Here is a 22,598-nt window from a genome sequence, read left to right on the forward strand (position 1 = left end):
AACTTGAGGGTTCAGCGCGATCCGGAGCCATCAGGCTTCAAGTTGTAGTGCTCGGTCTGCCATCTCTGAGGTGCTTCCGTACGGGATCCAAGTGATCCGCGGGTCTCGGGCGAACCAACGCTGCTGCCGGCGAGCGAAGCGTCGGGTCCGTGCGATGGCAGCTTCGAGCGCTTCGTCCAGCGAGCACTCCCCTGCAAGGTTGGCACGCAGCTCGGAGTAACCGAGGGCCTGAGCGGCCGTGCGCGACATTGGGCTTTCCATCAGCCGCCGCACTTCGTCCACGAAACCTTCCTCGATCTGTCGGCGATAGCGGTCCGCTATGCGTTCGTCGAGCGTGTCCCGGTCAAGGTCGACGCCCAACATCCGGAAGGGCACCTCGGGGTAGGTCTGCAGACCCGGCCCATACGACGAGAACGGCCGGCCGGTACCCAGGCAGACCGAGAGCGCCCGCACGACACGTCGTACGTTCGTCGGCTCCATACGTGAAGCTGCGAGCGGATCCAGTTCGCCAAGGCGGCGATGCAGAGCGACGACACCGTCCGCTGTCGCCTGCGCCTCGGCTTCCAGCTCCGCCGCGATCGATCCGAACTCCGGCGGCGGGGTCAAGCCGTCGACGACGGCGCGCAGGTACAGACCGGTGCCGCCGACCAGCAGCGAAACGGCGCCACGTGCAGCGATGTCGGCCATGGTCGCTTCGAACGCCGTGGCGTAGTCGACCACGGTGAAACGTTCCGCCGGATCGACGAGGTCGATGAGATGGTGCCGGACTTCAGCCTGCTCGGCTGCGGTGGGCTTGGCAGTGCCGATGTCCATCCCCCGGTACACCGCCATGGAGTCGACCGACACCAGCTCCACCGCGGCCCCGCCCCCTTGCCGTGCGCGGTCGCGACGTGCGAGTTCCAGTGCCAGCGCCGACTTGCCCGACGCAGTCGGTCCCACGATCACCAGCGGCAGGCTGATGCTGTCGCCGCCCATGGCGCTGACCTCAGCGCGCAGCAACCGGGATGCGGGTGCGGTACCGCGCAGGCGCCGTGACCTCGACAAGGTCACCGCTCAAGTGGAACGTGGCGGCCTGGCGCACGTGTACCCGTGCATAGGTGCCGACTCGCAGCACTTCGGGCGTCGAGAAGTGCACCAGGCGGTTCTGGCGGGTACGCCCCGTCAATGTGCTCGGATCCCGCTTGGACGGCCCCTCGATCAGCACCTCTTCGATCCGGCCGACACGCGACTCGTTGCCCAGTCGTGCCGAACGCTCGACAACGGCTCGCAGCCGCTCCATGCGCTCGGCTGCCACGGACGGCTCGACGAATTGATCGGTCAGTTCGGCAGCCTCGGTGCCGGGTCGGGGCGAGAAGACGAACGTGAACGCGCTGTCGAAGCGGGCTTCTGCGACGAGTTCGAGCGTCGCAGCGAAGTCCGTTTCGGACTCTCCGGGGAAGCCGACGATGATGTCGGTGCTCACTGCCAAGTCCGCAACAGCGTCACGGGCTGCGCCGAGCCGCTCGAGGTAGCGCTGAGCGGTGTAGCCCCGGTGCATGGCGGCCAGCACTTCATCGCTGCCGGACTGCAGTGGAAGGTGAAGGTGCTCGCACACCGCCGGCGTCTGTGCCATGGCGGAGACGACGTCGGTGCGCAGATCCTTCGGGTGCGGGCTGGTGAACCGCACTCGCTCGATGCCATCGACTGTGCCGACGGTGCGCAGCAGATCACCGAACAGCGGCCGTGCCGTGCGGCGTCCACCCGCCCAGGTCTCGCCGGCACGCCATGCGGCATCGATCTCACCGTTCGTGCCGCGCAACGCCAGGGTCACGTCTCGGCCGTAGCTGTTGACGTTCTGCCCCAGCAAGGTCACCTCGCTGACACCGTCGGCCGCCAGCCTGCACACTTCGTCGATGAGCTCGCCGAACGGCCGGGAGATCTCGCGGCCCCGAACCGACGGCACGATGCAGAAGGCGCACGAGTTGTCGCAGCCGATCTGGATCGTGACCCACGCTGCGTGCTGGGCTTCACGGCGAACCGGCAGCGCCGACGGAAACTCCTCGGACTCGGTGAGGATCTCCGTCACCGGCCCTGAAACCCGCGCATCGGCCAGCAGTTCGGCGGCGCGGCTCACGTTGTGGGTACCGAAGACCACGTCGACGTGGGGAGCCCGCTCGCGTACAAGGTCCTGGTCCTTCTGTGCCAGGCAGCCTGCAACGGCGATCTGCACCTCGGGTCGTTCCTCTTTGAGACGCTTGAGGTTCCCGAGCTGCCCGTAGAGCTTGTTGTCGGCGTTCTCGCGGATGCAACAGGTGTTCAGCACGATGATGTCCGCGTCGGCCATCGTCGGCGCGGCCACCAAGTCGTCAGCCTCCAGCAGGCCGGCGATCCGTTCGGAGTCGTGCACGTTCATCTGGCACCCGTAGGTGCGCACGAAGTAACTGCGCTGGACGCCGTACTCGCTGTCCTTCACGCCCTCAAGGCTAGAGCCGCCGCATCGATCTCAGGACGCTACCGAACCCAATCTCGAACGATCCAAGGCAAGAGCGGCACAATTGTTCACAGAAAGCATCGCATGCGCCCGGAGACAGTTACACAATCCGCCACCAATCAAGAAAATGATTGCTCGCGTTGCCCACCTCAATGAGATCGCGCCGAGCTTCGATAACCTATGGCAGCACTAAGACACCCTCCGTGAGCGCATCCAGTGCCGCATCTTGCTGAGCAGCGCGCATTTGAGCCACCGTAACCAAGACTCGATCACGTACCGCGGCAATTCCTTCTTCACTGCGGAGACGCGAATAGGCCTCGCTACCATCCAAAGACGTTGGAATTGGCGCGATCGTAAACTCAACCAACCTTTGGAAATAGGCAATCGCCAACGCTCGATCCGAGGCCAGATCTGGCTTCAGTCGAAGCTGATCCTTCGACTGCCTTTGGATGCCTAAGGATTCCGACAAGACTTCAGACGCAAAATAGATTACCGCCGTAACAAATGCTCCATATCGAAAGTATCCATACGATTTGGATTGAAACTCGGTCGCACGGCCATCCTGCACTGTTCTACGTAGCTTGTCTTTCGTTGCCCCGACAGCTTCACCAAGACGATACACTAGGAGAAGCTGATGAATATCGGTCTCGTCGTTGAACAAGGCTCGATAGGTACGCTCATTCTCGAATAATTGAGGGCTATTTCGATGAGCAAGAACTGGCTCTCCGCGAAAGGCCGCTAACCAGGGTGCGAGCTTGGAGAGATGGATATCTTGGCTCGAAGTCCGCACGATGCTGCGGCGAAACTGATAGGCAATTCCAAGTTCTTGATCGAATTCATCCTGTATCCGCGCCTGAGTGCGGTCTAATACGCGGAGCTCCCAGGGCCTAATCGGATTCTGAGTATTGTTATAGCGTATGATATTCTCAATCAGCGTTGGATCGGCTGATTCTATGATCCGCACTGGCAGCAGCACATCATTGAGTGTTTCTCTAGAATCCACGCTTGTCAGACTTCCTAAGGTTTGTGCACCATTCGTTACAGCAAGGCCCTGACACAGTACTGACGATCGCTTCAGCTCAAACCCGCGCGTTATGAGAGTTAAGCCGTTATTGTAGACCCAGAAATTCTGCGGTTCCTCACTCGCTGTGCGCCGAATCTGCTGATTAATATTGCGCGAAGATGATCTCCGACCGAGGTAGTCTCGAATATTCGCGCTCGTCAAGGCGTCGCCGAACTGCTCGGAGAGTCTCACCAGCTCGGAGGCACGTACTGTTACCGATAGCCCGCGCCAATTGTCGCCTTCCGCCTCGTGCGCGTTGTGTTCTATCGGAAGCCTGATTTCATCGGTTATAGTAATTGCGGCATGACGCTGGTCATAGAGGTCCGATACGTCATGGAGGCTTAGCTCTCTCGCTACTCCGTTTATTTGAGATCCCGATTGTTCGGCCCATTGCTTGAGTTTGTTCCTTAGAGAGTCTTCGACGGTTCGCATTTCCTGCTGTGCGATCGTACTTGGGCTTGAGTTGTGCAGAAAGTACACTGCAATTTCATGTAGATCGCCAGAGCTCAATGCATCTCTAAGGTCTTCGGCAGCGGCTCTTACATCCGACCTAGCAATCAGATTGATGTCAGAATCCAAGAGCCATGCACATGCGGCGTTTAGATCGCTCGCCTTATTTGCTTTGGGTGTATCATCTTTCCAACCATCTCGTGTATAGGCTTGTATTATAATTGCGCGTCCGCTCTCACGATCTATGTAGCAAAAGTCAATTTTCTTATCGTCGTGGCCATCGAGAAGGCCCTCACGCATCAACTGTTCATAATCACCGCTCGCCAATAAGAGCCCCGCTGCGAAGATCGTATATGAATTCGTGCCAAATTCTTGATTGAGTTGGTCGACCGCCTCGATGATCTGGGTCTTCTTCTCTTCAGTCAACATGCGCTTGATACTCTCTCGTGTGTGAAGGCGAAATTCTGCGACATGTTGTCGCGGGCGTGCGCCATGAAGCCTAGGTACTGCTTGATGTTGCCGTTGTAGTTGCCGTCCTGGCGACGGTTCTCGGCGCCTTCGAAGTTGTAGTAGCCAGGCGTGCAGTCACGGTTGCGGGTGGTCTTGCCGCGGTTCGCGATGACCTGCTGCACCCACCACTCCTCGGCTTCGGGCTGGCAATCCATCGTGTGCAAGCCGTTGGTTCGCACAAAGTCGATGCACTCAGCGATGTGCTCGCCCTGGCTGTTGAGCACGTCAGTCAGATTGAACGCAAAGAAGGCCTGATACCCGCCCATGATGAACAGGTTCGGATATCCGGCCGTGTGAATCCCCAGCAATGTGCGGATGCCCTCGGAGTACTTGTCGTTGAGCTCAATGCCACCCTCGCCCGCAATCTGGTTGTAGATGCCGGTCTGCTGCACCTCGAAGCCCGTGGCATAGATGAGCAGATCGACCTCGTACTGGACACCGTCGAAGAGCGGGCCCGCCTCGGTGATCTGGGTGATGCCCTTGCCCTCTGTGTCGACGAGGTGAACATTGGGCCGGTTGAACGTGGGCAGGTAGTCGTTGTGGAAACAGGGCCGCTTGCACATGAGCATGTACCAGGGCTTCAGCGCCTCAGCCGTCACCGGGTCGTCCACAACCTCGTCGATGCGCCGGTGTATGCGCATCATCGCATCGATGTTGGCGTTCTCCTGCCGGCGGATCTTCTCCTCGCGTGACATCGCCGCACGGCGCGCCTTTTGCTCCTCGCTCAAGCGCGGGCCTGCCATCGCCCGCTCTCGTCGGCGGGCCTGCCAGCCCGGCTTCAGCTTCGCCGCCCATTCCGGATCGGTTTCCCAATCGTCTCGGATGTCAATCGACGACGGCGTGCGCTGGAAGACGTAGAGCTCTTTGGCCATCTCGCCGAGCTGCGGGATGGCCTGCACTGCGGTGGCACCAGTGCCGATGATGCCCACACGTTTGTCCCGGAGGTTTTCGAGATCGGTGCCGGTGTAGTCGTAGTCCCAGCGCGACGTGTGGAACGAGTGGCCCGTGAACCGCTCCATCCCTTCGATGACCGCCAGCTTGGGCTTCGCGAGGGTGCCGTTCGCGCAGATAACGAACTGGGCGGTGATCTCGTCGCCTCTGTCGGTGCTGATGCGCCACACCTCGGCTTGGCTGTCCCAAACCGTCGACGTCACCGTCGTCTGGAACATCGCCAGGTCGTATAGCTCGTACTTGCGAGCGATCAGGCGGCAGTACTCAAAGATCTCGTCGCCGGTCGCGTAGTGACGCGACGGCACATAGCCGGTCTCGTCCAGCAAGGGCAGGTAGTCATAGGAGACGACGTCGCACGCCACGCCCGGGTAGCGATTCCAGTACCACGTGCCGCCGACATCTGCGCCGCGCTCGACGATCCGGATGCTCTCGACGCCCTTGTGACGCAGCCGGGCAGAGGTGAGCAGTGCGGAGAAGCCTCCGCCGATGAACAGCACTTCGACGTCATCGCGCACGGGCGGCCGCTCGATGCGCTCGGTTGCGTATGGATCTTCGGAGTAGCGGGCCAGATCGTCGACGAGGTCGGAGGTGTAAATCGCTGTGCCCGGAGGCCGATAACTCAGTCGCAGGTCACGTTCTTCGGCAAACCGTTGCTTGATGTCGTCGTAGTACGACTGCGGCGGGCGGCCGTCGGCGTCGCGCGAGTAATCGAAGTTGAAGACGTTCTGGGGCTTCTCGATCTTCTGCTTGCCGGTCTTCTGCGCCACCCGTCGCTCCCCGATCCGAGACCGATCGCCCCGTTCGCCTATGACCGGATCAGGCTAGGGCAACGCCGTCGTGCGGTGCCGATTCGCCAGGGCGGCCTGCGCGCTGCGCCGTCCGATTGGCTCAGTCGACGCTGGCACCTTCGGCCCGGGTCGCCTGCGCATCGTCGAGACGGTCAAGCACATCGGCATCGTCGTCAGCCTCACCATCGACTCCGATGCCGAGCGTCGAACGAATCCGGCCGTCGATCTCGACGGTGACCTCTGGATTGGCGATCAGGAACTTCTTTGCGTTCTCGCGACCTTGGCCCAGCTGCTCGCCCTCGTAGGTGTACCAAGCACCGGACTTCTTCACGATGCCGTGCTCGACGCCCACATCGAGCAGCGAGCCCTCGCGGCTGATTCCCTGCCCGAACATGATGTCGAACTCGGCTTGGCGGAACGGCGGCGCCACCTTGTTCTTGACGATCTTGACGCGTGTGCGTCCGCCCACGACTTCGCCTTCGATCTTGATGGCCTCGATGCGGCGGATGTCGATGCGGATCGACGAGTAGAACTTCAGCGCCCGACCACCCGACGTGGTCTCGGGGCTGCCGAACATCACGCCGATCTTCTCGCGCAGCTGATTGATGAACACGCAGATCGTCTTGGTCCTGCTGAGGTTGGCGGTGAGCTTGCGCAGCGCCTGCGACATGAGACGCGCCTGCAAGCCGACATGGTGGTCGCCCATCTCGCCCTCGATCTCGGCCCGCGGCGTGAGCGCTGCCACCGAGTCGATCACCACCACGTCGATCGCTCCCGAGCGAATCAGCATGTCGGTGATCTCGAGCGCCTGCTCGCCGGTGTCGGGCTGGGAGATCAGCAGCTCGTCCACATCGACGCCGATGTTCTTCGCGTACAGCGGATCCATCGCGTGCTCGGCGTCGACATAGGCGCAGACGCCGCCGGTTCGCTGGGCCTCGGCCACCAGGTGCATGGCGAGCGTGGACTTGCCCGACGCCTCAGGCCCGTACACCTCCACCACTCGGCCGCGGGGAAAGCCGCCGATGCCGAGCGCCAGGTCGATCGCGAGACTGCCGGACGAGATTGCCTCGACAGCCATGTGATGCTTCTCGCCCATCTTCATCACCGACCCGTCGCCGAACTGGCGTCGGATCTGTGTGAGCGTCATATCCAGTGCTCGTTCCCGATCCTGCTTATCCATGTCGTCCTCCTCGGACACCCGCCGGCCGCACCCGGTGTGCGATGCCGTCTGGTGGCACCGTAGGAGCGGGGTGTGACAACTCACGGGTGATTTTCTGCCGGTTGATCTCCCTCGGACGGCGGTCGCGCTTAGTGCGCCGCACGTCGCTGCACTGGCGGCCTCTGCTCAAGCGCCGTGCGCTGTTGCAGCAACCATTGCGAATGACAGCAATGTAGTTCCGAACATCAGTTCGTGTCAAGGCCAGAGGCCGAGATTGGAGTACTCAGTCACGTCTCGTGTGTGCGCGCGAGCGGCCGGCACGTCATCGCGTCGCACCCATGTGGCACGCTGCGCCCCATGAGCTCCCCATCTCAGATCACCGACGACGACTTCGGGCTGCTGCACATCGAACGCAATGCCGGCGTCGTGTTCGCAACCATTGACGCCCCGCCGATCAACGTCATGACGCCGGCGCTTTTCCGCGAGCTGGCCAAGTTCAGCGCGCACGTTGCCGACGACGCCTCCGTGCGGGTGGTCGTGCTGCGCAGCGACAATCCGGACTTCTTCATCGCGCACTTCGACGTGGAGGCGATTCTCGGCTTCCCCACCGAGGGACCGGCTGAGCGCCCGACTGAACTCGGGGGCTTTCACGCCATGTGCGAGCGCTACCGCACGATGGGCAAGGCCACCATCGTCGAGATCGGAGGACGGGTCGGCGGCGGTGGCAGCGAGCTGTCCATGTCGTGCGACATGCGCTTCGGCGCCATCGATCGCACCTTCATCAACCAGATGGAGGTGCCCATCGGCATCCTGCCCGGCGGGACCGGCACACAACGTCTCCCCCGGCTCGTGGGACGCGGGCGCGCCATGGAGGTGATCCTGGGCGGCGTCGACCTCGACGCACGTACCGCCGAGCAATGGGGCTACCTGAACCGGGCACTCCCCGCCGACGAGCTGCGACCCTTCGTAACCGATCTGGCCTATCGCATTGCGAAGTTCCCGCCCCAAGCAGTCGCTTTGGCCAAGCAGGCGGTCAACGCCGCCGACGATCTGCCGCTGCGAGAGGGATTGTTCACCGAGCAGTACCTGTTCCAGCAGCTCATGCGCACGCCCGAGGCTCGTCCGGCGATGGAGCAGTTCCTGGCTCTCGGCGGGCAGACCCGCGAGGGCGAAATGCGGGTGGCCGACCTGGTCGCCGACATCAGTACTGACAGCTGAAGCTCGCGGCAGTGGCAGCCACCGGTTCCCCACTTGAGGGCAATCCAGAACTCATCGACTCGTGGCGCGCCTGGCTGGTGGCGATCGGTGCCGGGCTGGCCACCGGCGTGGCGTTCGGCACCATCTATACCTTCGGCGCGTTCATCGAGTCGATGTCCCAAGAATTCGGGACCGGCCAGGGCGGCACCTCGATCATGATCGGGATCGCCACGTTCCTGTTCTTCAGCACCGGGATCATCTCAGGGCCGCTGCTGCATCACGTCGGGCCACGGCCGCTGCTGGCAGTGGGCGGAGCGATGTTCGTCGCCGGCTTAATCGCGACCTCGTCGGTCTCGCAGCTGTGGCACGCCTACCTCGTCTACGGGATCGGTTGCGGCTTGGGCTCGGGCCTGTTCGTTTCGCCGCTGTTCGCGACTGCTGCGTCGTGGTTCTTGCGGCATCGGGCGGTATCTCAAGGCTTGGTCGCGACCGGACCGGGCCTAGGGACCATGGTGCTGGTACCGCTCGCCGAGCGGATGATCGAATATCTGGGTTGGCGTGAGGCGTTCCGATGGCTCGCAGTCATCGGAGCGGTCACGGTGCTGGTGTGTCTCCTGCTCGTACGACGCACGCCCATCGTCGCGACCGCGCATCCGCGCGAGCACGTTCGCCGGGTCGTGCGGACCAAGGCGTTCTGGCAGCTGACGATCGGCTCCACGCTGTTTGCGGTGCCGGTCATCGGTTCGCTGGCAGCCCTCATTCCCTTCGCTCGCTCCGTCGGCATCAGTTCGAGCGCGGCGGCCTTGCTGGTCTCCATCGTCGGCGCCTCGAGCATCTTCGGCCGGCTGTTGCTGACCAGCTTCGCCCGAGCCCTGGGATCGGTGCGGTTGCTGAAGATCTCCTTTGCGCTGCTGCCGATCGCGTATGTGATCTGGTTCTTCGCATCGGACCGCTACGCGCAGATCGTGGTGTTCGCCGTTCTCTTGGGCGTCGGTTACGGCGGATTCGTTGCCCTGCAGGGAGATGTGACACCTCACCTGTTCGGCGTGGCGGGAATCGGCACCGTGCTCGGGCGATTGTTCTTCTGCTACGGGATCGGGAGCATGATCGGCCCGATCGTCATGCTCACGCTCCACGAGCGCTCAGGTGGGACACTGCTGCCGATCGCGGTCGTGACGGGTGCGGCGCTCGCAGGCGTGCTCTTCATCTGGAGGCTGACGCACGACCCTGTGCCGCTCGAGCCGCTCGCTGACACGGTGGCACGGCAGTCGCCGCAGCAGCTGTCTCCGCCCAGTGTCTGGACGCTCGTGCCGCTAGGCGGAAGCCGCGTACGCTGAGGCCGGGCAGCCGGCTCCTTTCGGCTCTATCGTCAGACGCCGTGGAACGGCCGCTCGAAGATGTATTGGTGCTGGATCTGACCCGTGCGGTCGCCGGGCCGATCACCGGCCGTCTGCTGGCTGATCTCGGTGCCCGGGTGGTAAAGGTTGAGCCGCCCGACGCCGATCTGACCCGCTTCATCGTGCCCCAGGTAGATGGCCACTCGGCTTACTTCGCACAGTTCAATGCCGGCAAGGAATGCGTGTCGCTCGACCTCACGACTACCGCTGGCCGCGACGTGCTCTTGGCAATGGTCCCCAAGGCCGACATCGTGCTTGAGAATTACCGCCCGGGCGTGCTCGACAAGCTGGGCTTGGGGTTCGATGCGCTTGCCGAGGTCAATCCCGGGATCATCGTCGCCTCCGTGTCGGGCTGGGGCCATGGCAACAGCCGCAGCCACCGCGGCGCCTTTGCGGGGATCCTGCACGCCGAGGCCGGCGTCACCGAGATGGTGGCGCGCCGACGCGGCAACGAGCCCTACCGCAACGATCCGATGTCACATGCCGACACCTACGCCGGGCTTCATGCGCTCGGCGCAGTGCTGGCCGCCCTGCACATGCGGCACCGCACCGGGCACGGGCAGACCGTCGAGGTGTCCATGGCAGAGAGCACGCTCATGTGCAATGACCTGGCTGCCACGGACTTGACCGGACAGGACCCGCAGATCGGCTTTAAGGGCGGGCAGAACTGGGCAGCGGTCTACCCCTTGTCGAACGGCCGGCACGTCACCGTGACGCTGGATCTCACGGCCAACTTCGGCATGAAGGTGATCACTGCAGCGATGGATCGTCCAGATCTTCGCGTCGACCCCCGTTTCGCTCGCATCGAGGACCGGGTGCATCACCGAGACGAGATCGAGGCCATCTTCGCCGAGTGGGTAATCCAATTTGACAGCGCTGAGGCCGTGGAAGCCGCGATCGGCGTGAAGTCTGTCATGGCCGCTGAGGTGCGCACTGTGGCCGAGCTGGCCGAAACCGAATGGGCCCGGGAACGAGGTGCCTTCGTAGACGTTGCCGCCGGCGAAGCGGGGGTGCCGCTTACCGTCCCGCAGTCGCCGTGGCGCTTTGCCGATGCGGATTCCGGTGCCCGCCCTGGAGCCGTCGCTGGCGACCGCGGGCAGCACAATCGTGAAGTGCTGACGGAGCTGGCCGGTCTGGACGACGAGGCGATCGACAAACTCGAAGCCGACGGCGTGGTTTCGGCCGGACCGCCCATCTTCCGTCAGTCCGCCCCTTCACGCCGCTGACGAAACGCACCAGCGACGACATCGCGCTCTCAGGACAGGAGCGTGTCGCCGATGTGGTCGACGAAGGCAGCGATCTCGTCGACGGTCTGGCCGTTGGGCAGCAGCACGAGCCGGTCGACGCCCATCTCGGCGAAGCGCTCCACCATCTCAGTCGTCGGCCGCACCCGGGGCGTGACGGTGATCTCGAGCCGCCCGAGCTCGGTGGGGCGGTCGTAGCGGGTGCCGGCTTCGGACAAGCCTTCGATGCAGTTCTGGGTGCCGTCGTAGTCGAGCGCGAATCCGTACCAGCCTTCGCTCATCGTGACGGCGCGGCGGTATGCCGGCGCTGTGTGGCCGCCCATGACCACCGGGGGGCCCGGCTGGCGGACCGGCCGGGGGCGGGCCTGCACGTTCGAGAAGCTCACGAACTCGCCGTCGTAGGCGGGCGCGTCCATCGACCAGATGGCTCGCATGGCCTCGATGTATTCCTCGGTCCGGCGGGCCCGGTCGGCCATCGGGATGCCCAGCGCATCGAACTCCGGGCCCAAGTAGCCGACGCCGACGCCGAACAGGAGCCGCCCGCCCGACAGCACGTCCACGCTCGCAAGTTCCTTGGCCAAGACCAGCGGGTTGCGCTGGGGAACGATGATGATGCCGGTGCCCAGTTTGATCTCGCTGGTGAGCGCCGCAACATAGGCGAGCGCCACCGCCGGATCGAGCATCGGGTGCAACGGCGGCAGCGGCGACGGCGGCGCCTGCGGATCGGGCAGCACCACATGCTCCCCCGTCCACACGGACTCGAAGCCCGCTGCCTCAGCGGCCACTGCGATACGCCCAGCTCCCGCTGGGCCAGCTGCGTCGCCCAGCGCCCCCATATTTATCTGGAACAGTCCAATCTTCACTGTGTTCCCCTCTCGTTGCCTGCCGTGGTGACGATCTCGTTCGCCGCTCCGCCGATGCGATCAGCGGAAGTTGGGCGCCACCTCTTTGATGAACAGGTCCATGGAGTGCTTCTTGGCTTCCATCGGACCGAAGGTGAAGTCGGGAATGATCAGCTCGTCCACCCCCACCTGGCGGTACTGCTCGACGACCTCGCAGACCTCCGCCGGAGTGCCCACGATGGTGGCTCGACCGAGGTCCATGGCACGGAAACGCTCCAGCTTGGCCGAGTCCTCACCGATGAACAGCAGCGCGCACGCCGAGCGGCTGATCTCGCTGGGATCGCGACCGATGGCCTCGCAGTGCCCATCCAGCACGCTGCACAGCTCGGCAATGTCTTCGGGCATTCCCCAGTAGTTCCACTCGGTGGCCCAGCGGGCCGTCGTGCGCAGCGTGCGGCGCCGCCCGCCTCCGCCGATGAGCAGCGGGATGGGCGACTGAATCGGCTTGGGGTCGAGCGGAGCCTCGGTAACCGTGTAGTGCTCGCCGTCGAGGTTGGTGCGGTGGTTGCCGAGCAGCGAGCATATGATCTCGACCGCCTCGTCGAAGCGGTCCATGCGGCTGCGCAGCGTCCCGAACTCGAATCCGTACGCCTCATGCTCGTTCTCCTGCCAGCCCGCGCCGATGCCCAGCACCACTCGGCCACCGGAGAGGTGGTCGATGGTGGCGGCGATCTTGGCCGTCAGCGCCGGGCTGCGGTACGTGTTGCCCGCCACCAGCGGACCGAGGCGCACCCGCGGTACAGCCACTGCGAGCGCGGCCAGCACCGACCAGGCCTCGTGGACCGGCTGGTCGACGTTCTCCTCGTTGGGCATGAAGTGATCTGCAAACCACAGACCGTCCCAGCCGGTGGCCTCAGCGTGCTGACAGCACTCGATGATGGCTGACGTCTGTTGGTCGTTCTTGGTCCAGAATCCGAATCGCATCGGACCAGCCTGCCACCGCACCGGTCAGGCGCGCACGATAACGAGTCGAGGCAGTCGAGATATACCAGCAACGTAGCTTGGATATACTCAGGTACATGACCAAGCGTCTGGTTGACATCGACGACGAACTGCTGGAGCAGGCGCGCCGCATCACTGGCGCGTCAACCATGAAGGAAACGGTCAACGCAGCACTGAAGCACACAGTCGAAGCCGAGTTGCGACTGAGACACGCCCGCCGAATTGCTGGCCGTCACGGCACCGACATCGCCGATGATGAGGTCATGGCCGGTGCCTGGCGTTGAAACCTCTCTATCTGGTGGACAAGAGCGCGTACGCGCGCATGCATCACGCTGCGGTCGCGGCCCGGCTGACTCCGCTCTTGGTCGACGGATACGTGGCGACGTGTCCGATCATCGACCTAGAGGTGCTCTATAGCGCGCGGTCCCGTACGGACTACGAGGAGATCCGTGCCGAGCGAGGCGCCCTGTCATCGTTTCCCATCACCGAATCGGTCACCGATCGAGCGCTCGAGATCCAGCACCTCCTCGCTCGGCGCAGCCAGCATCGTCTTCCGCTGCCTGATCTGCTGATCGCGGCGGTCGCCGAAGTACACGGTCTCACCCTCGTCCATTACGACGCTGATTACGACCGGATCGCCGACATCACCGGCCAGACGACCGAATGGGTTGTCCCGCGAGGATCCGTCTGAAAACCACTTCGGTCGTCCTCGGGTGACCGGGGCTAGCGGCGGCCAGCCAGCATCAGTCGCAGCAGATTCAGCGCCGAGATGGCGCTGTAGTCGGCGAGACGCTCGCGGTCGCCCGGCAGGCGGATCTCGTCCGCCTTGTCCCGGTGCGCCACCGCAGGCACATCCCCATGCGCGGGCTGCGCGGCGATCGATACGGCTAGGAAGGCGGTGCCGAAGGGGTGCTCGGCCGTCGCCGAGGCCTGGTCTTCGACGGCCGTGACGGCCAATCCCACGCTGGCGCTAGTGCGCAAGCGGGCAGCCCGTGCGAGCGCTTGGGCACCGGCGGTCGACGCAAGCGGTGGTACGAGATCGTCGCCCAGCGGCGACACCTCCGACGAACCGGCATGGAGCAGGTACTCGGCCAAGTGCTCCGATCGGGCCACGATGCCTCCAGCGAAGGTGCGTGGGCCCGACAGATCCGGATGATCGCCGCCGGCCGCGGCTGCCAATCCGGGGTCGCCCAGCTTGGCGCCACCCAGCGCGGTACCGGCCCGCATGGCGGCCTCTGCCGATGACAGGCGGTTCGCCATGCGGCCGCCGGTGATCGTCTCTGCGACGCCGAGCGTCAATCCGAGCCGGCTCAGTTCGGCCAGCACCGCCGTCTCCATGGTGTCGTCGTCATAGGCGAACACCAGATCCCCGAGCAGCGGCTCCAGCACTGCCTGTTCAGCCTCGATGAGGCGCCATGCCTCGGCCGAATCAGCGCCTTTGGCGGTGATCCGTACCTTGATGCCTTCGATGCCGCTGGCGAGAAACGCGAGTGTCGGGTTGCCGGCCTCGTCCAGTTCGTCAATGCGACCCGCCAGCATCTCGGCAAGCCCCGACTCGCTCTGGCCCCACGTCCGCAGCACCCGGCTCTCGATGGTGGCGCTGACGCCGGCGCGTCGCTGCAGATCGCCCAGCACCGTGCCGTTGAGCATCTCGCGCATCTCATAGGGAACACCCGGCACCACGTACACCACCCGGTCAAGCACCTCAGCACCGTCAGGAGGTGCGGCACCAGGCGGCACCGCTCCCACGCCGGGCACCCACCGGATCGGCGCCACCAAGCCGGGTGCGGTACCGGGCTGCTGCGGGATCGGCGTCGTACCGGTCGGCACCATGGCTTGGCGCAAGTTGTTCTCGGGCATCGGACGGCTGCGGCTGGCGAACATGGCCCGGATGCGCTGGGCAATCTGCTCGTCGAGCACCAGCTCGGCGTCCATCACCGTGGCAAGCACCTCGCGGGTGATGTCGTCCTGGGTGGGTCCCAAACCGCCGCACACGATGACGGCGTCACTGCGATCGAGCGCAAGCCGGAGTGACGCGTCGATGCGGTCGAAGTTGTCGCCCACCTTCGTCTGATAGTGGCTGTCGATACCGGCCAAGGCGAGTTGTTCACCCATCCACGAGGAATTCGTGTCGACGATTTGACCCAGCAAGAGCTCAGTGCCGACGGCGATGATCTCGGTCTTCACATCGGGTGACCCTAGGCGCAGGGGGCAACCGGCACAGTGCGAAGGTACGCACGCATACACGACCGCTGGATGCCGGGCGGTGCTGTCCAGCGCAGCGCCCTGCGTCTCAGGATGCGGGTTCTTCGCCCAGCTGTGCCGCGGCCACGCTGCGGGCCGAGCGCAGGTAGGCCCCGCCGGTCCAGACCGTGAGCGCCACGGCGATCCACAGCGTCAGCGTGGCAAGCCAGTGCACGTGAGTCGCCAAGGGTGGCATGACGGCGAATCCGATGGCCCACAACTGGGTGAACGTCTTCCACTTTGCGAGCTGGGTGGCGGGAATCGTGATGCCCTTGCGGCTGGCACGTGACCGGTAGACGCTGATCAACAGCTCCCGCGCAGCAATGATGATGACGGGCGCTGCGTGGAATTGGCCGTTCCATACGAGCGCGGCGAGCCCGCCGAGCACCAGCACCTTGTCCGCCAGCGGATCCAGGAAGGCGCCAGCGCGCGTCTTGCCGTGACGGCGAGCAAGCCATCCGTCCAGGTAGTCGGTCATGGCGATCGCGAAACCGACAGCAAAGGTGCTCCACCGAGCCCCCCACGACACGATCATCGCGATGAATACTGGCGAGGCCGCAATACGGGCGACCGTCACGAGATTGGCCGGGGTCACCAGTGCCGTCGGCCCGAACGTCGGGGGCGCATCGGGCCCATCCGGAACCGCCATCGCCTTGCGAGGCTACGCGAGCGGAGCAGAAGGGGGACGTCGAGGGGACATTCCCCTCCGGCTGGGTGTTGCGGCGGTGAGGTCGGCACAGGCTCCCTGAGCCGGGTGAGGCAGTCCACGTAGTATCGGCACGTGGCGCTGCGGACGGTCTCGGGGGACGGCGACACCGCCACGCCGGACCAGTCAGGCACCGCCTTGCGTCCGGCCCAGCGCATCTTGAGTGCCTCCGAAGCCGTCGAACGGATGGCCGCCAAGCGCCAGGGCAAGCGCGGTTGCTACGCCATGTTCAGTTCCTATCTCGGTGGGGTCGTCACCGATCCGACGGTGATGACCGTGCCGCTCGATGACCACATGGTCCACCGCGGACATGGTGTCTTCGACACGTGCTCGCTCGTGAACGGTCGGCTGTACCGGCTCGGCATCCACATCGACCGGCTGCTGGCGAGTGCAGCGGGAGCCCGCCTCGAGGTCCCGTGGTCTCGCGACGAACTCATTGCGATGGTTGCCGACACCGCTGCATCATCGGGCGCTCGGGACGGCATCGTCCGCTACTGGCTGACAGCCGGACCCGGTGGGTTCTCGTTCATGCCGGCAGAGTGCGAGGAGCCCTGCTTCTACTGCGTCGTGCTCGACCCGATGAGCTTCGGCGCAGGCGGTTTCGATCCGATGAGGGACGGCTTCCGCGAGGCGACGGTGCGCGATACGCCGATGAAGCCGCCGTTGCTCGCCCAGATCAAGTCGAACAACTACCTGCTCAACGTCTTGACCCACCTTGAGGCGGCCGACGGCGGAGGCACGTTCGGCATCATCGTCGACGACGACGGCTTCATCGCCGAAGCGTGCGTGCTGAACGTGTGCAGCGTGAGCCACGACGGCGTGCTCGTCACTCCCCCATTCGAGGGAATCCTGCATGGCACCACCATGCGGCGCCTGCTGGATCTGGGCCGCGGGCCCCTGTACGAGGACGGGCTGCTGCGAGACGTGCAGCAGCGGCCGTTGCGGGCGACCGAAGCTCGCGCCGGCGCCGAACTCATCATGACCGGAGGCGACACGCACGTCTTCCCAGTAGTGGAGTGGGACGGCGCCCCGATCGGCGACGGCAAGGTGGGTCCGGTGGCGAAACGACTGCACGAAATCATCGAATCCGAGACTGCATCGGGCACTGGCCCGCCAGATGATTTCATCGAGGTGCAGTACCGCGGCTGAACGAGGTGCACAAGCGATCTGCTGACTGAACGCGTGTGGTGCTGTTAGCGGTCACGGAATGAAGTCACGCGGCCGAAAAGCGCTCCACCTTGACCGACGCGAGCCGCTCTCGGGCTTCCCAGAGGTCATTGGCCATCTGCAAACGCAGCCATGTCTCGGGCGTCGAGCCGAACGCAGCGGACAGCCGGCAGGCCATCTCGGTCGACACGCCGCTGCGGCCATTGACGAGACTCGACAACGCTTGCCGGGTGACGCCCAACCCGAGCGCTGCCCGCTTGACGGTCAGGCCCAGCGGCACCAAGCACTCCCACATGACGATCTCGCCCGGATGGGGCGGATTCTGCATCGGCATGACTGGCTCCTCAGTGATAGTCGACATAGTTCACTTCAGCCGCGTATCCGTCCTCGAAGCTATTGGCCTCGGCCCGGCGGGTGGCTGTCACAGGGCCGTCCTAGGGTGCGCTCGTGGACCGCGCTGCCGATGTCGCCGTCGCCGAAACCGACATCCGACGGCTCGATCCGCGTCCGGCGCCGACCAAGGATCCCGCCGCGGTGCCGATCACGGTCGTGGGTCGAGACAACCTGGGCGAGTTCGTCGATGCGCTCCGCGGATCCGCAGCGCGCGCAATGGACACCGAGACGGTGTACGAGCCTCGCGAATCGGGCCCGCGCGGCAAGGTCCCCCAGCTGCGCGTGATCTCTGCGGCGACCCGTGCTCCCGATGGCACCGAGTGCGCCTGGGTGGTCGATGTCGCTCGGCACGACGGGTCTGAGCTGGCCACGGCACTGCACGAGGGTCTTCGGGTGCCAGATCTGGCGTCGGACGCCTGGAACGCGACCTTTGACGATCGGGTCATCGACACGCATCTCATGGAGCCAGCCGCCGCGGCTGGCGCAGCAGTCGGATCTTTGCGATGGTGGGACGCGCAGTTGGCTGATGCTCTGCTCCACCAAGGCTTGACCGGGTTCAGCTTCTTTCACGGGCTGGCCTGGGCAGCCGAGCGCTATCTGGGACTGAGCGTCGAAGGCAAGGCCACCACGCAGCTGTCCTATTCCGCCGACGCAATGCTGAGCGACCGCCAGGTGGCGTACGCCGCGGCAGACGCCGTAGAGACCCTGTGGGTGTCAGAAGTCCTGCGTGACCGGTTGCGCGAGGCGGAGTTGGAAGAGGTGTGCCGGCTGGAGCAGGCAGCCCGCCCGTTCCTCGACCGCATGGAGCGGGCGGGCTTGCCGTTTGACATCCAAGGGTGGGAGGCCGAGCTGGCCGAGCTGGCATCTCGGCGAGTCGAAGTGCTCACCCACTTGGCGAACCTGACCGGCGGCGGGCAGGCCGACTTGTTCGGCGGAGGCCTGGAGCCCAACTGGAATCCCGACAGCGAGCAACAAGCCCGCGACGTGCTGAGTCGCTTCGCTGCCGACCGGGTCGAGGCGTGGACCGCAAAGACCGACGGCCGCGCCCGTCCGCTGGCGGCCACCGACTCGCTGGGCGCGTCGGTGCTGGCAGGTATCGGCGGCGAACTCTGCACCGCGCTGCTGGCCTACCGCGACCTGTCCAAGACGCTGAGCACCTATGGGCACACAATGGGCGAACATCTGTGGTCCGACGGCCGTCTCCATCCGGAGTACTTGCAGGTGGTGGGCACCAACACGGGTCGGCTGGCCAGCCGCAATCCCAACGCTCAGAACTTCACTCCGCGCCTGAAGCCGTACATGAAGCCGTCGCCAGGGCGGGTATTCGTGTACTCCGATCTGAGCCAAGCCGAGCTGCGATTCGCCACCCAGCTCGCCGGCGACGAGGGCTTGAGGGCCGCATTCGAGAGAGGGCACGACATTCACACCGCCACCGCCGAGCGAATGTTCGGCGTGCAGATGGACGGTCCTGCGGGACTCGGCGCCCTCGACCGGCCTAATTACGAGGAATTTCGCACCAAGGCCAAGCGCATCAACTTCGGCATTCTGTACGGGCAGCGCGGAGCGGGGCTGTCGCGTGGGCTCACCGATGCGGGTGTGCCCACCAGTCGCGGTGAAGCCGACGCGCTCATCAAGGCGTATCTGGGCGCCTACCCCGGCATCGCGCGGTGGGTGGACAAGCGCGACCGCTTCATCGGGCACTTCGCAGCCACCTCGCTCGATGCCGATTGGCCGTTGACGCTGCAACTGCATGGGCTGTGGCCTCGAACCGATGGGGCCCGCCGCGCGCTGCGCAACCAGCAGCGTCGGCATCACAGCGCAGAAGAGGTTCACGAGGCAGTGCTCCTAGCGGATCAGGCAGCTGCAATCGACGCAGGTCGCTTCGCACAGAGCGGGGAGATTGACCTGCGTGACGTCGATGTCGCCGAGGTGGCATGGGCGCTGTCGTTCGCGGCGCCGGTGATCGTTCGGTCCGATGGCTCGCCGCTGACGTTCAGCTCCCGGACGCCGGCTGGGCGCCGTCAGCAGTTCACGTTCTCGGTGGACTGGGTGCTGGGCGAAGCCGCAGCCGTCGTGGGTTGCTCGACCAAGCCTCGCCCCGCGGAGGTGTGGCGCCGGGTGCTGGAGCGACTCGAGCTCGCGCCCCCGACAGCTTCGTCGGGAGGGACTCTGCGCCCAGCCGTTGACAAGGTGCTCGAGCAGAGGCATGTGCGGCGCGCGGTGGTCGTTGAGGTCGGCGTTTCGATGGGTGAAGCCGACCAGCATTTTCTGCTGCAGCGCGCGCTGCACACCCGAGTCGGCCAGATGGCAAACGCCTACCGCAATGCGCCGATCCAAGGCGGCGTGGCCGACGTCATGCTCGACGCCTATGGGCGGCTGGGTGAGGTCTTGGAGCAGTATCGGTCTGCCGTCGCTGTGCAGACCGTCCACGACAGCGTCGTCATCGAGTGCGACGAACACGATGCTGCTGCTCTCGCCGCCCACGTCAAGTCAGCGCTGGAAGAAGCGATGTCGCGCTGGTGCCCCGACGTGCCCACGGTGGCCGACACCGACATCCGTACCAGCTTGTCGGAGACCTCAATCCTCGAACAGATCGACTGACGACGCAACCGGCTCGGCGCGCGACGCCTATGCAACGTCCACCGATTGCGAGCGCTGGCTCTTGCCGACACGAGTCATCGCATAGACCACCATGGCAAGCGTTACGGCAATGCCCATGGTCAAGAACATGCGCTGCACGCCGACCCATTCGGCCAGCGCACCCAAGGGCGCAGCTGCAATGGCGAACGCCGCGAACGGCAGCTGTACCAGCGATTGGACGCGGCCCTGGTAGGCCTCATCGGTGGAACGCATGACGATTGTCTGAATCAATGAGATGAACCCGGTGGATGCCGCGCCGACGGCCACCGCGATCAGCATCGCCACTGCGTAGTTCGGTGCCCAGCTGAGGGCGATGACCGAGGCGCCGAAGCCAAATCCCAGACCGATCAAGATGGTCCCGACACTCGACGAGTCAGCGCGCGACGCAAGCAGTATCGAAGCGACAACAGCACCGACCGACGCAACCCCGGACATGAACCCGACGTACGCATCGCCGTAGCCGAAGACACCTTCCACAAGCGCTGGCATGAATGCGACGTAGTTGAAGCCGAACATGACCACGATGATCGACGTCAGTATCGGCCGGCGGAGCTCGCGGCGGCTCATCGCATACCGGACTCCTTCCCCGATCTCTGCCAGCGTTTTGGCGCGGAAATAGCGGGCGATCTGCGACTCGTCGCCTTCGGCTGCCCGCGATCGATGTGTCTCAGGGAGTTGGAAGAGCAAGACGAAGCTCAGCGTCGCGATGGCGGTCGAGACAAAGTACGCGCCTGCAAGGCCAAACAGCGCGATTCCCGCCAGTATTCCCGCCAGCGACGGAGCAATCACGCGGCTCCCGCTCAACGACAGCGACGAGAGCGTGATGGCGTTGCCCAGGCGCTCCCGGCCCACAAGCTCGGTTGTCATCGAGATGCGAGCCGGACCGATCAGGCCGAACATCAGGCCCTGCAGGGCACTGGAGACGAGCAGCATCCAGAACTGGATGACACCGGTCGCGAGGGCCGTGCCCATCCCGAGCGCCGTCAGCACGAGGAAGAACTGACCGACCATCATGAGGCGTCGCTTCGAGAGCCGATCGGCGGCCACCCCTCCGAACAGCGTCGACACCGCCAAGGTGAGCCCGAAGAAGAAGTACACGATGCCGAGAGCCCCTTCGCTCTCGGTGAGATCCCACGCCAGCAGCCCCCGCAGCAGAAACTGCATCTGGATGCTCATGAAGGAGAACACCCCGCTCAGCCACAGTGCTCGGAACGCCGGAACATGCAGCGCTGCGAACGTCGCAGTGCGATCGTTCGGTCCGGGCTCCGACGGTGCCCTGATTTGGCCGTCGCTATCGGCAGGGGGCTGGGCATGCCCGCCGGGCGCCGTCGTCGCCCGTGATTCCCTCATACCTCAGGCCCCTTCGGACAAGCCGGATGACGACGCTACCGGTTCGTCTGCGTCGGTGAATGGGGCGCGGACGTGGTGTGACCAGCGTTGCGGGCAAGCGTCTCGCAGCCGGCGCTAGCTTCAATCTGGCTCGGATCTGACGTCGTGATACGTGCCACAGCCGACACCACCATTCCAGGAGAGTGACCAAATGCCCCGTCTTGACCTCAGCGGAGCTTCAGCCATCGTCACCGGCGGAGCGTCGGGAATCGGCGAGGCCAGTGCACGCCAACTGGCCGATGCCGGCGCGCACGTCGTTGTCGCCGATCTGCAGGAAGACCTCGGCGCCGAGGTGGCGTCGTCGGTCGGCGGGCTGTTCGTGCGATGCGACGTCACCAGCGTTGACGACGCAAGCGCAGCGGTAGATGCCGCGTCGGAGATGGGGCCGCTGCGGGCGCTCGTCAACTCGGCTGGGCTCGGCCGCGCTGGGCGCACCATCGACCGCAACAACGTGCCGATGGATCTTGAGCAATTCCGCTTCGTCATCAACGTGAACCTGATCGGCTCGTTCAACATGCTGGCCCAAGCTGCCTCCGCAATGGCCAAGACCGAACCCGTCGACGGCGACGGATCCCGCGGCGCCGTCGTGAACATGGCCTCGGTCGCCGCGTTCGACGGTCAGATTGGCCAGGCCGCGTACTCCGCCTCGAAGGGCGGTGTGGTGGGCATGACGCTGCCCATCGCCCGCGACCTTTCCGCCACCGGCATTCGCGTCAACACCATCGCTCCCGGCCTGATCGACACGCCGATCTATGGCGAAGGTGAGCAATCCGACCAATTCAAGGCCCACCTCGGACGCAGCGTGCTGTTTCCCAAGCGACTCGGCTATGGCGAAGAGCTGGCGTTCATGGTCATGGAGTGCATCACCAACCCGTACATGAACGGCGAGGTGATCCGCGTCGACGGCGGCATCCGGCTGCCCCCTCGCTGAATCACCCCTGCGATCAACCGCGACGATCAACCGCTTCGATCAACCGCTTCGATCA

Annotated in this window: 19 protein-coding genes; 8 read left to right on the top strand and 11 right to left on the bottom strand. The window is 64.7% G+C overall.

Annotation, left to right across the window (positions count from 1 at the left end; genetic code table 11):
* Positions 1-30 precede the first annotated feature (30 nt).
* The 5 genes from miaA to recA all read right to left on the bottom strand — a co-directional run bounded on the left by miaA (position 31) and on the right by recA (position 7,412).
* Positions 31-1,050 (bottom strand): tRNA (adenosine(37)-N6)-dimethylallyltransferase MiaA, encoded by a 1,020-nt coding sequence (gene miaA / locus ACOOHB_RS08555; RefSeq protein WP_420444362.1) that lies wholly within the window; start codon positions 1,048-1,050, stop codon positions 31-33.
* A complete protein-coding gene (miaB, locus tag ACOOHB_RS08560) occupies positions 986-2,452 on the bottom strand; it encodes a tRNA (N6-isopentenyl adenosine(37)-C2)-methylthiotransferase MiaB (RefSeq protein ID WP_420444363.1) in 1,467 nt (488 codons plus the stop codon). The genes miaA and miaB overlap by 65 nt, the downstream gene beginning before the upstream one ends.
* A 196-nt stretch (positions 2,453-2,648) precedes the next feature.
* Positions 2,649-4,412: an AIPR family protein gene (locus ACOOHB_RS08565; protein ID WP_420444364.1), complete on the bottom strand. Its 1,764-nt coding sequence runs from the start codon at positions 4,410-4,412 to the stop codon at positions 2,649-2,651.
* A complete protein-coding gene (locus tag ACOOHB_RS08570) occupies positions 4,406-6,211 on the bottom strand; it encodes a flavin-containing monooxygenase (protein ID WP_420444365.1) in 1,806 nt (601 codons plus the stop codon). Before ACOOHB_RS08570 ends, ACOOHB_RS08565 begins: the two co-directional genes overlap by 7 nt.
* A 121-nt stretch (positions 6,212-6,332) precedes the next feature.
* Positions 6,333-7,412: a recombinase RecA gene (gene recA / locus ACOOHB_RS08575; protein WP_420444366.1), complete on the bottom strand. Its 1,080-nt coding sequence runs from the start codon at positions 7,410-7,412 to the stop codon at positions 6,333-6,335.
* 336 nt (positions 7,413-7,748) lie between these two features.
* On the opposite strand from recA, the gene ACOOHB_RS08580 reads away from it, so the two are divergent.
* Genes ACOOHB_RS08580 through ACOOHB_RS08590 form a run of 3 tightly spaced genes read left to right on the top strand, consistent with a single transcriptional unit; the run spans position 7,749 to position 11,211 of the window.
* Positions 7,749-8,609 (top strand): enoyl-CoA hydratase/isomerase family protein, encoded by an 861-nt coding sequence (locus ACOOHB_RS08580; RefSeq protein WP_420444367.1) that lies wholly within the window; start codon positions 7,749-7,751, stop codon positions 8,607-8,609.
* Positions 8,610-8,620: 11 nt separating this feature from the next.
* Positions 8,621-9,925 (top strand): MFS transporter, encoded by a 1,305-nt coding sequence (locus tag ACOOHB_RS08585; protein ID WP_420444368.1) that lies wholly within the window; start codon positions 8,621-8,623, stop codon positions 9,923-9,925.
* 41 nt (positions 9,926-9,966) lie between these two features.
* Positions 9,967-11,211, top strand: coding sequence for a CaiB/BaiF CoA transferase family protein (locus ACOOHB_RS08590; RefSeq protein WP_420444369.1), 1,245 nt, complete (start codon positions 9,967-9,969; stop codon positions 11,209-11,211).
* A gap of 29 nt (positions 11,212-11,240) precedes the next feature.
* Here ACOOHB_RS08590 and ACOOHB_RS08595 read toward each other — a convergent pair whose 3' ends face one another.
* Together ACOOHB_RS08595 and ACOOHB_RS08600 are read right to left on the bottom strand one after the other, a co-directional pair.
* Positions 11,241-12,092: a TIGR03619 family F420-dependent LLM class oxidoreductase gene (locus ACOOHB_RS08595; protein WP_420444370.1), complete on the bottom strand. Its 852-nt coding sequence runs from the start codon at positions 12,090-12,092 to the stop codon at positions 11,241-11,243.
* 60 nt (positions 12,093-12,152) lie between these two features.
* Complete coding sequence (locus ACOOHB_RS08600) at positions 12,153-13,055, bottom strand: TIGR03560 family F420-dependent LLM class oxidoreductase (protein WP_420444371.1); 903 nt, start codon at positions 13,053-13,055, stop codon at positions 12,153-12,155.
* Positions 13,056-13,150: 95 nt separating this feature from the next.
* Here ACOOHB_RS08600 and ACOOHB_RS08605 point away from each other — a divergent pair, with 95 nt between their 5' ends.
* Both ACOOHB_RS08605 and ACOOHB_RS08610 read left to right on the top strand, forming a co-directional pair.
* Positions 13,151-13,357, top strand: coding sequence for a type II toxin-antitoxin system VapB family antitoxin (locus ACOOHB_RS08605; protein WP_420444372.1), 207 nt, complete (start codon positions 13,151-13,153; stop codon positions 13,355-13,357).
* On the top strand, positions 13,354-13,764 hold the full coding sequence (locus ACOOHB_RS08610) for a PIN domain nuclease (RefSeq protein WP_420444373.1): 411 nt from the start codon (positions 13,354-13,356) through the stop codon (positions 13,762-13,764). The genes ACOOHB_RS08605 and ACOOHB_RS08610 overlap by 4 nt, the downstream gene beginning before the upstream one ends.
* A 32-nt stretch (positions 13,765-13,796) precedes the next feature.
* Here the strand turns inward: ACOOHB_RS08610 and ACOOHB_RS08615 are convergent, their stop codons facing one another.
* On the bottom strand, positions 13,797-15,260 hold the full coding sequence (locus ACOOHB_RS08615; RefSeq protein WP_420444374.1) for a molybdopterin-binding protein: 1,464 nt from the start codon (positions 15,258-15,260) through the stop codon (positions 13,797-13,799).
* 106 nt (positions 15,261-15,366) lie between these two features.
* The gene (gene pgsA, locus ACOOHB_RS08620; protein WP_420444375.1) at positions 15,367-15,966 is read right to left on the bottom strand and encodes a CDP-diacylglycerol--glycerol-3-phosphate 3-phosphatidyltransferase; all 600 of its coding nucleotides are present in this window, start codon (positions 15,964-15,966) and stop codon (positions 15,367-15,369) included.
* 132 nt (positions 15,967-16,098) lie between these two features.
* On the opposite strand from pgsA, the gene ACOOHB_RS08625 reads away from it, so the two are divergent.
* Positions 16,099-17,172: an aminotransferase class IV gene (locus tag ACOOHB_RS08625; RefSeq protein ID WP_420444376.1), complete on the top strand. Its 1,074-nt coding sequence runs from the start codon at positions 16,099-16,101 to the stop codon at positions 17,170-17,172.
* Positions 17,173-17,236: 64 nt separating this feature from the next.
* On the opposite strand, the gene ACOOHB_RS08630 is transcribed toward ACOOHB_RS08625, so the two are convergent.
* The gene (locus ACOOHB_RS08630; protein ID WP_420444377.1) at positions 17,237-17,524 is read right to left on the bottom strand and encodes a HigA family addiction module antitoxin; all 288 of its coding nucleotides are present in this window, start codon (positions 17,522-17,524) and stop codon (positions 17,237-17,239) included.
* Between the two features lie 113 nt (positions 17,525-17,637).
* Between ACOOHB_RS08630 and ACOOHB_RS08635 the strand changes: the two genes are divergently transcribed.
* Positions 17,638-20,184, top strand: a complete 2,547-nt coding sequence (locus ACOOHB_RS08635; RefSeq protein ID WP_420444378.1) for a DNA polymerase — start codon at positions 17,638-17,640, stop codon at positions 20,182-20,184.
* Between the two features lie 27 nt (positions 20,185-20,211).
* Here the strand turns inward: ACOOHB_RS08635 and ACOOHB_RS08640 are convergent, their stop codons facing one another.
* Positions 20,212-21,573: an MFS transporter gene (locus ACOOHB_RS08640; protein ID WP_420444379.1), complete on the bottom strand. Its 1,362-nt coding sequence runs from the start codon at positions 21,571-21,573 to the stop codon at positions 20,212-20,214.
* A 190-nt stretch (positions 21,574-21,763) separates the two neighbouring features.
* Between ACOOHB_RS08640 and ACOOHB_RS08645 the strand changes: the two genes are divergently transcribed.
* Positions 21,764-22,543 carry an SDR family NAD(P)-dependent oxidoreductase gene (locus ACOOHB_RS08645; protein WP_420444380.1) on the top strand — a complete coding sequence of 260 codons (780 nt, stop codon included), beginning with the start codon at positions 21,764-21,766 and terminating at the stop codon, positions 22,541-22,543.
* Positions 22,544-22,598: the final 55 nt, after the last annotated feature.

It is taken from the genome of Candidatus Poriferisodalis sp. (assembly GCF_965215815.1).
Taxonomy (GTDB): Bacteria; Actinomycetota; Acidimicrobiia; order Acidimicrobiales; family Poriferisodalaceae; genus Poriferisodalis.

Bases quoted from the DNA above. Each gene is read 5' to 3' on its own strand.
- ACOOHB_RS08580 (WP_420444367.1), top strand. From the start codon at position 7,749: ATGAGCTCCCCATCTCAGATCACCGACGACGACTTCGGGCTGCTGCAC.
- ACOOHB_RS08600 (WP_420444371.1), bottom strand. From the start codon at position 13,055: ATGCGATTCGGATTCTGGACCAAGAACGACCAACAGACGTCAGCCATC.
- ACOOHB_RS08630 (WP_420444377.1), bottom strand. From the start codon at position 17,524: ATGCCGATGCAGAATCCGCCCCATCCGGGCGAGATCGTCATGTGGGAG.
- recA (WP_420444366.1), bottom strand. From the start codon at position 7,412: ATGGATAAGCAGGATCGGGAACGAGCACTGGATATGACGCTCACACAG.
- pgsA (WP_420444375.1), bottom strand. From the start codon at position 15,966: ATGGCGGTTCCGGATGGGCCCGATGCGCCCCCGACGTTCGGGCCGACG.
- ACOOHB_RS08605 (WP_420444372.1), top strand. From the start codon at position 13,151: ATGACCAAGCGTCTGGTTGACATCGACGACGAACTGCTGGAGCAGGCG.
- ACOOHB_RS08565 (WP_420444364.1), bottom strand. From the start codon at position 4,412: ATGTTGACTGAAGAGAAGAAGACCCAGATCATCGAGGCGGTCGACCAA.
- ACOOHB_RS08640 (WP_420444379.1), bottom strand. From the start codon at position 21,573: ATGAGGGAATCACGGGCGACGACGGCGCCCGGCGGGCATGCCCAGCCC.
- ACOOHB_RS08645 (WP_420444380.1), top strand. From the start codon at position 21,764: ATGCCCCGTCTTGACCTCAGCGGAGCTTCAGCCATCGTCACCGGCGGA.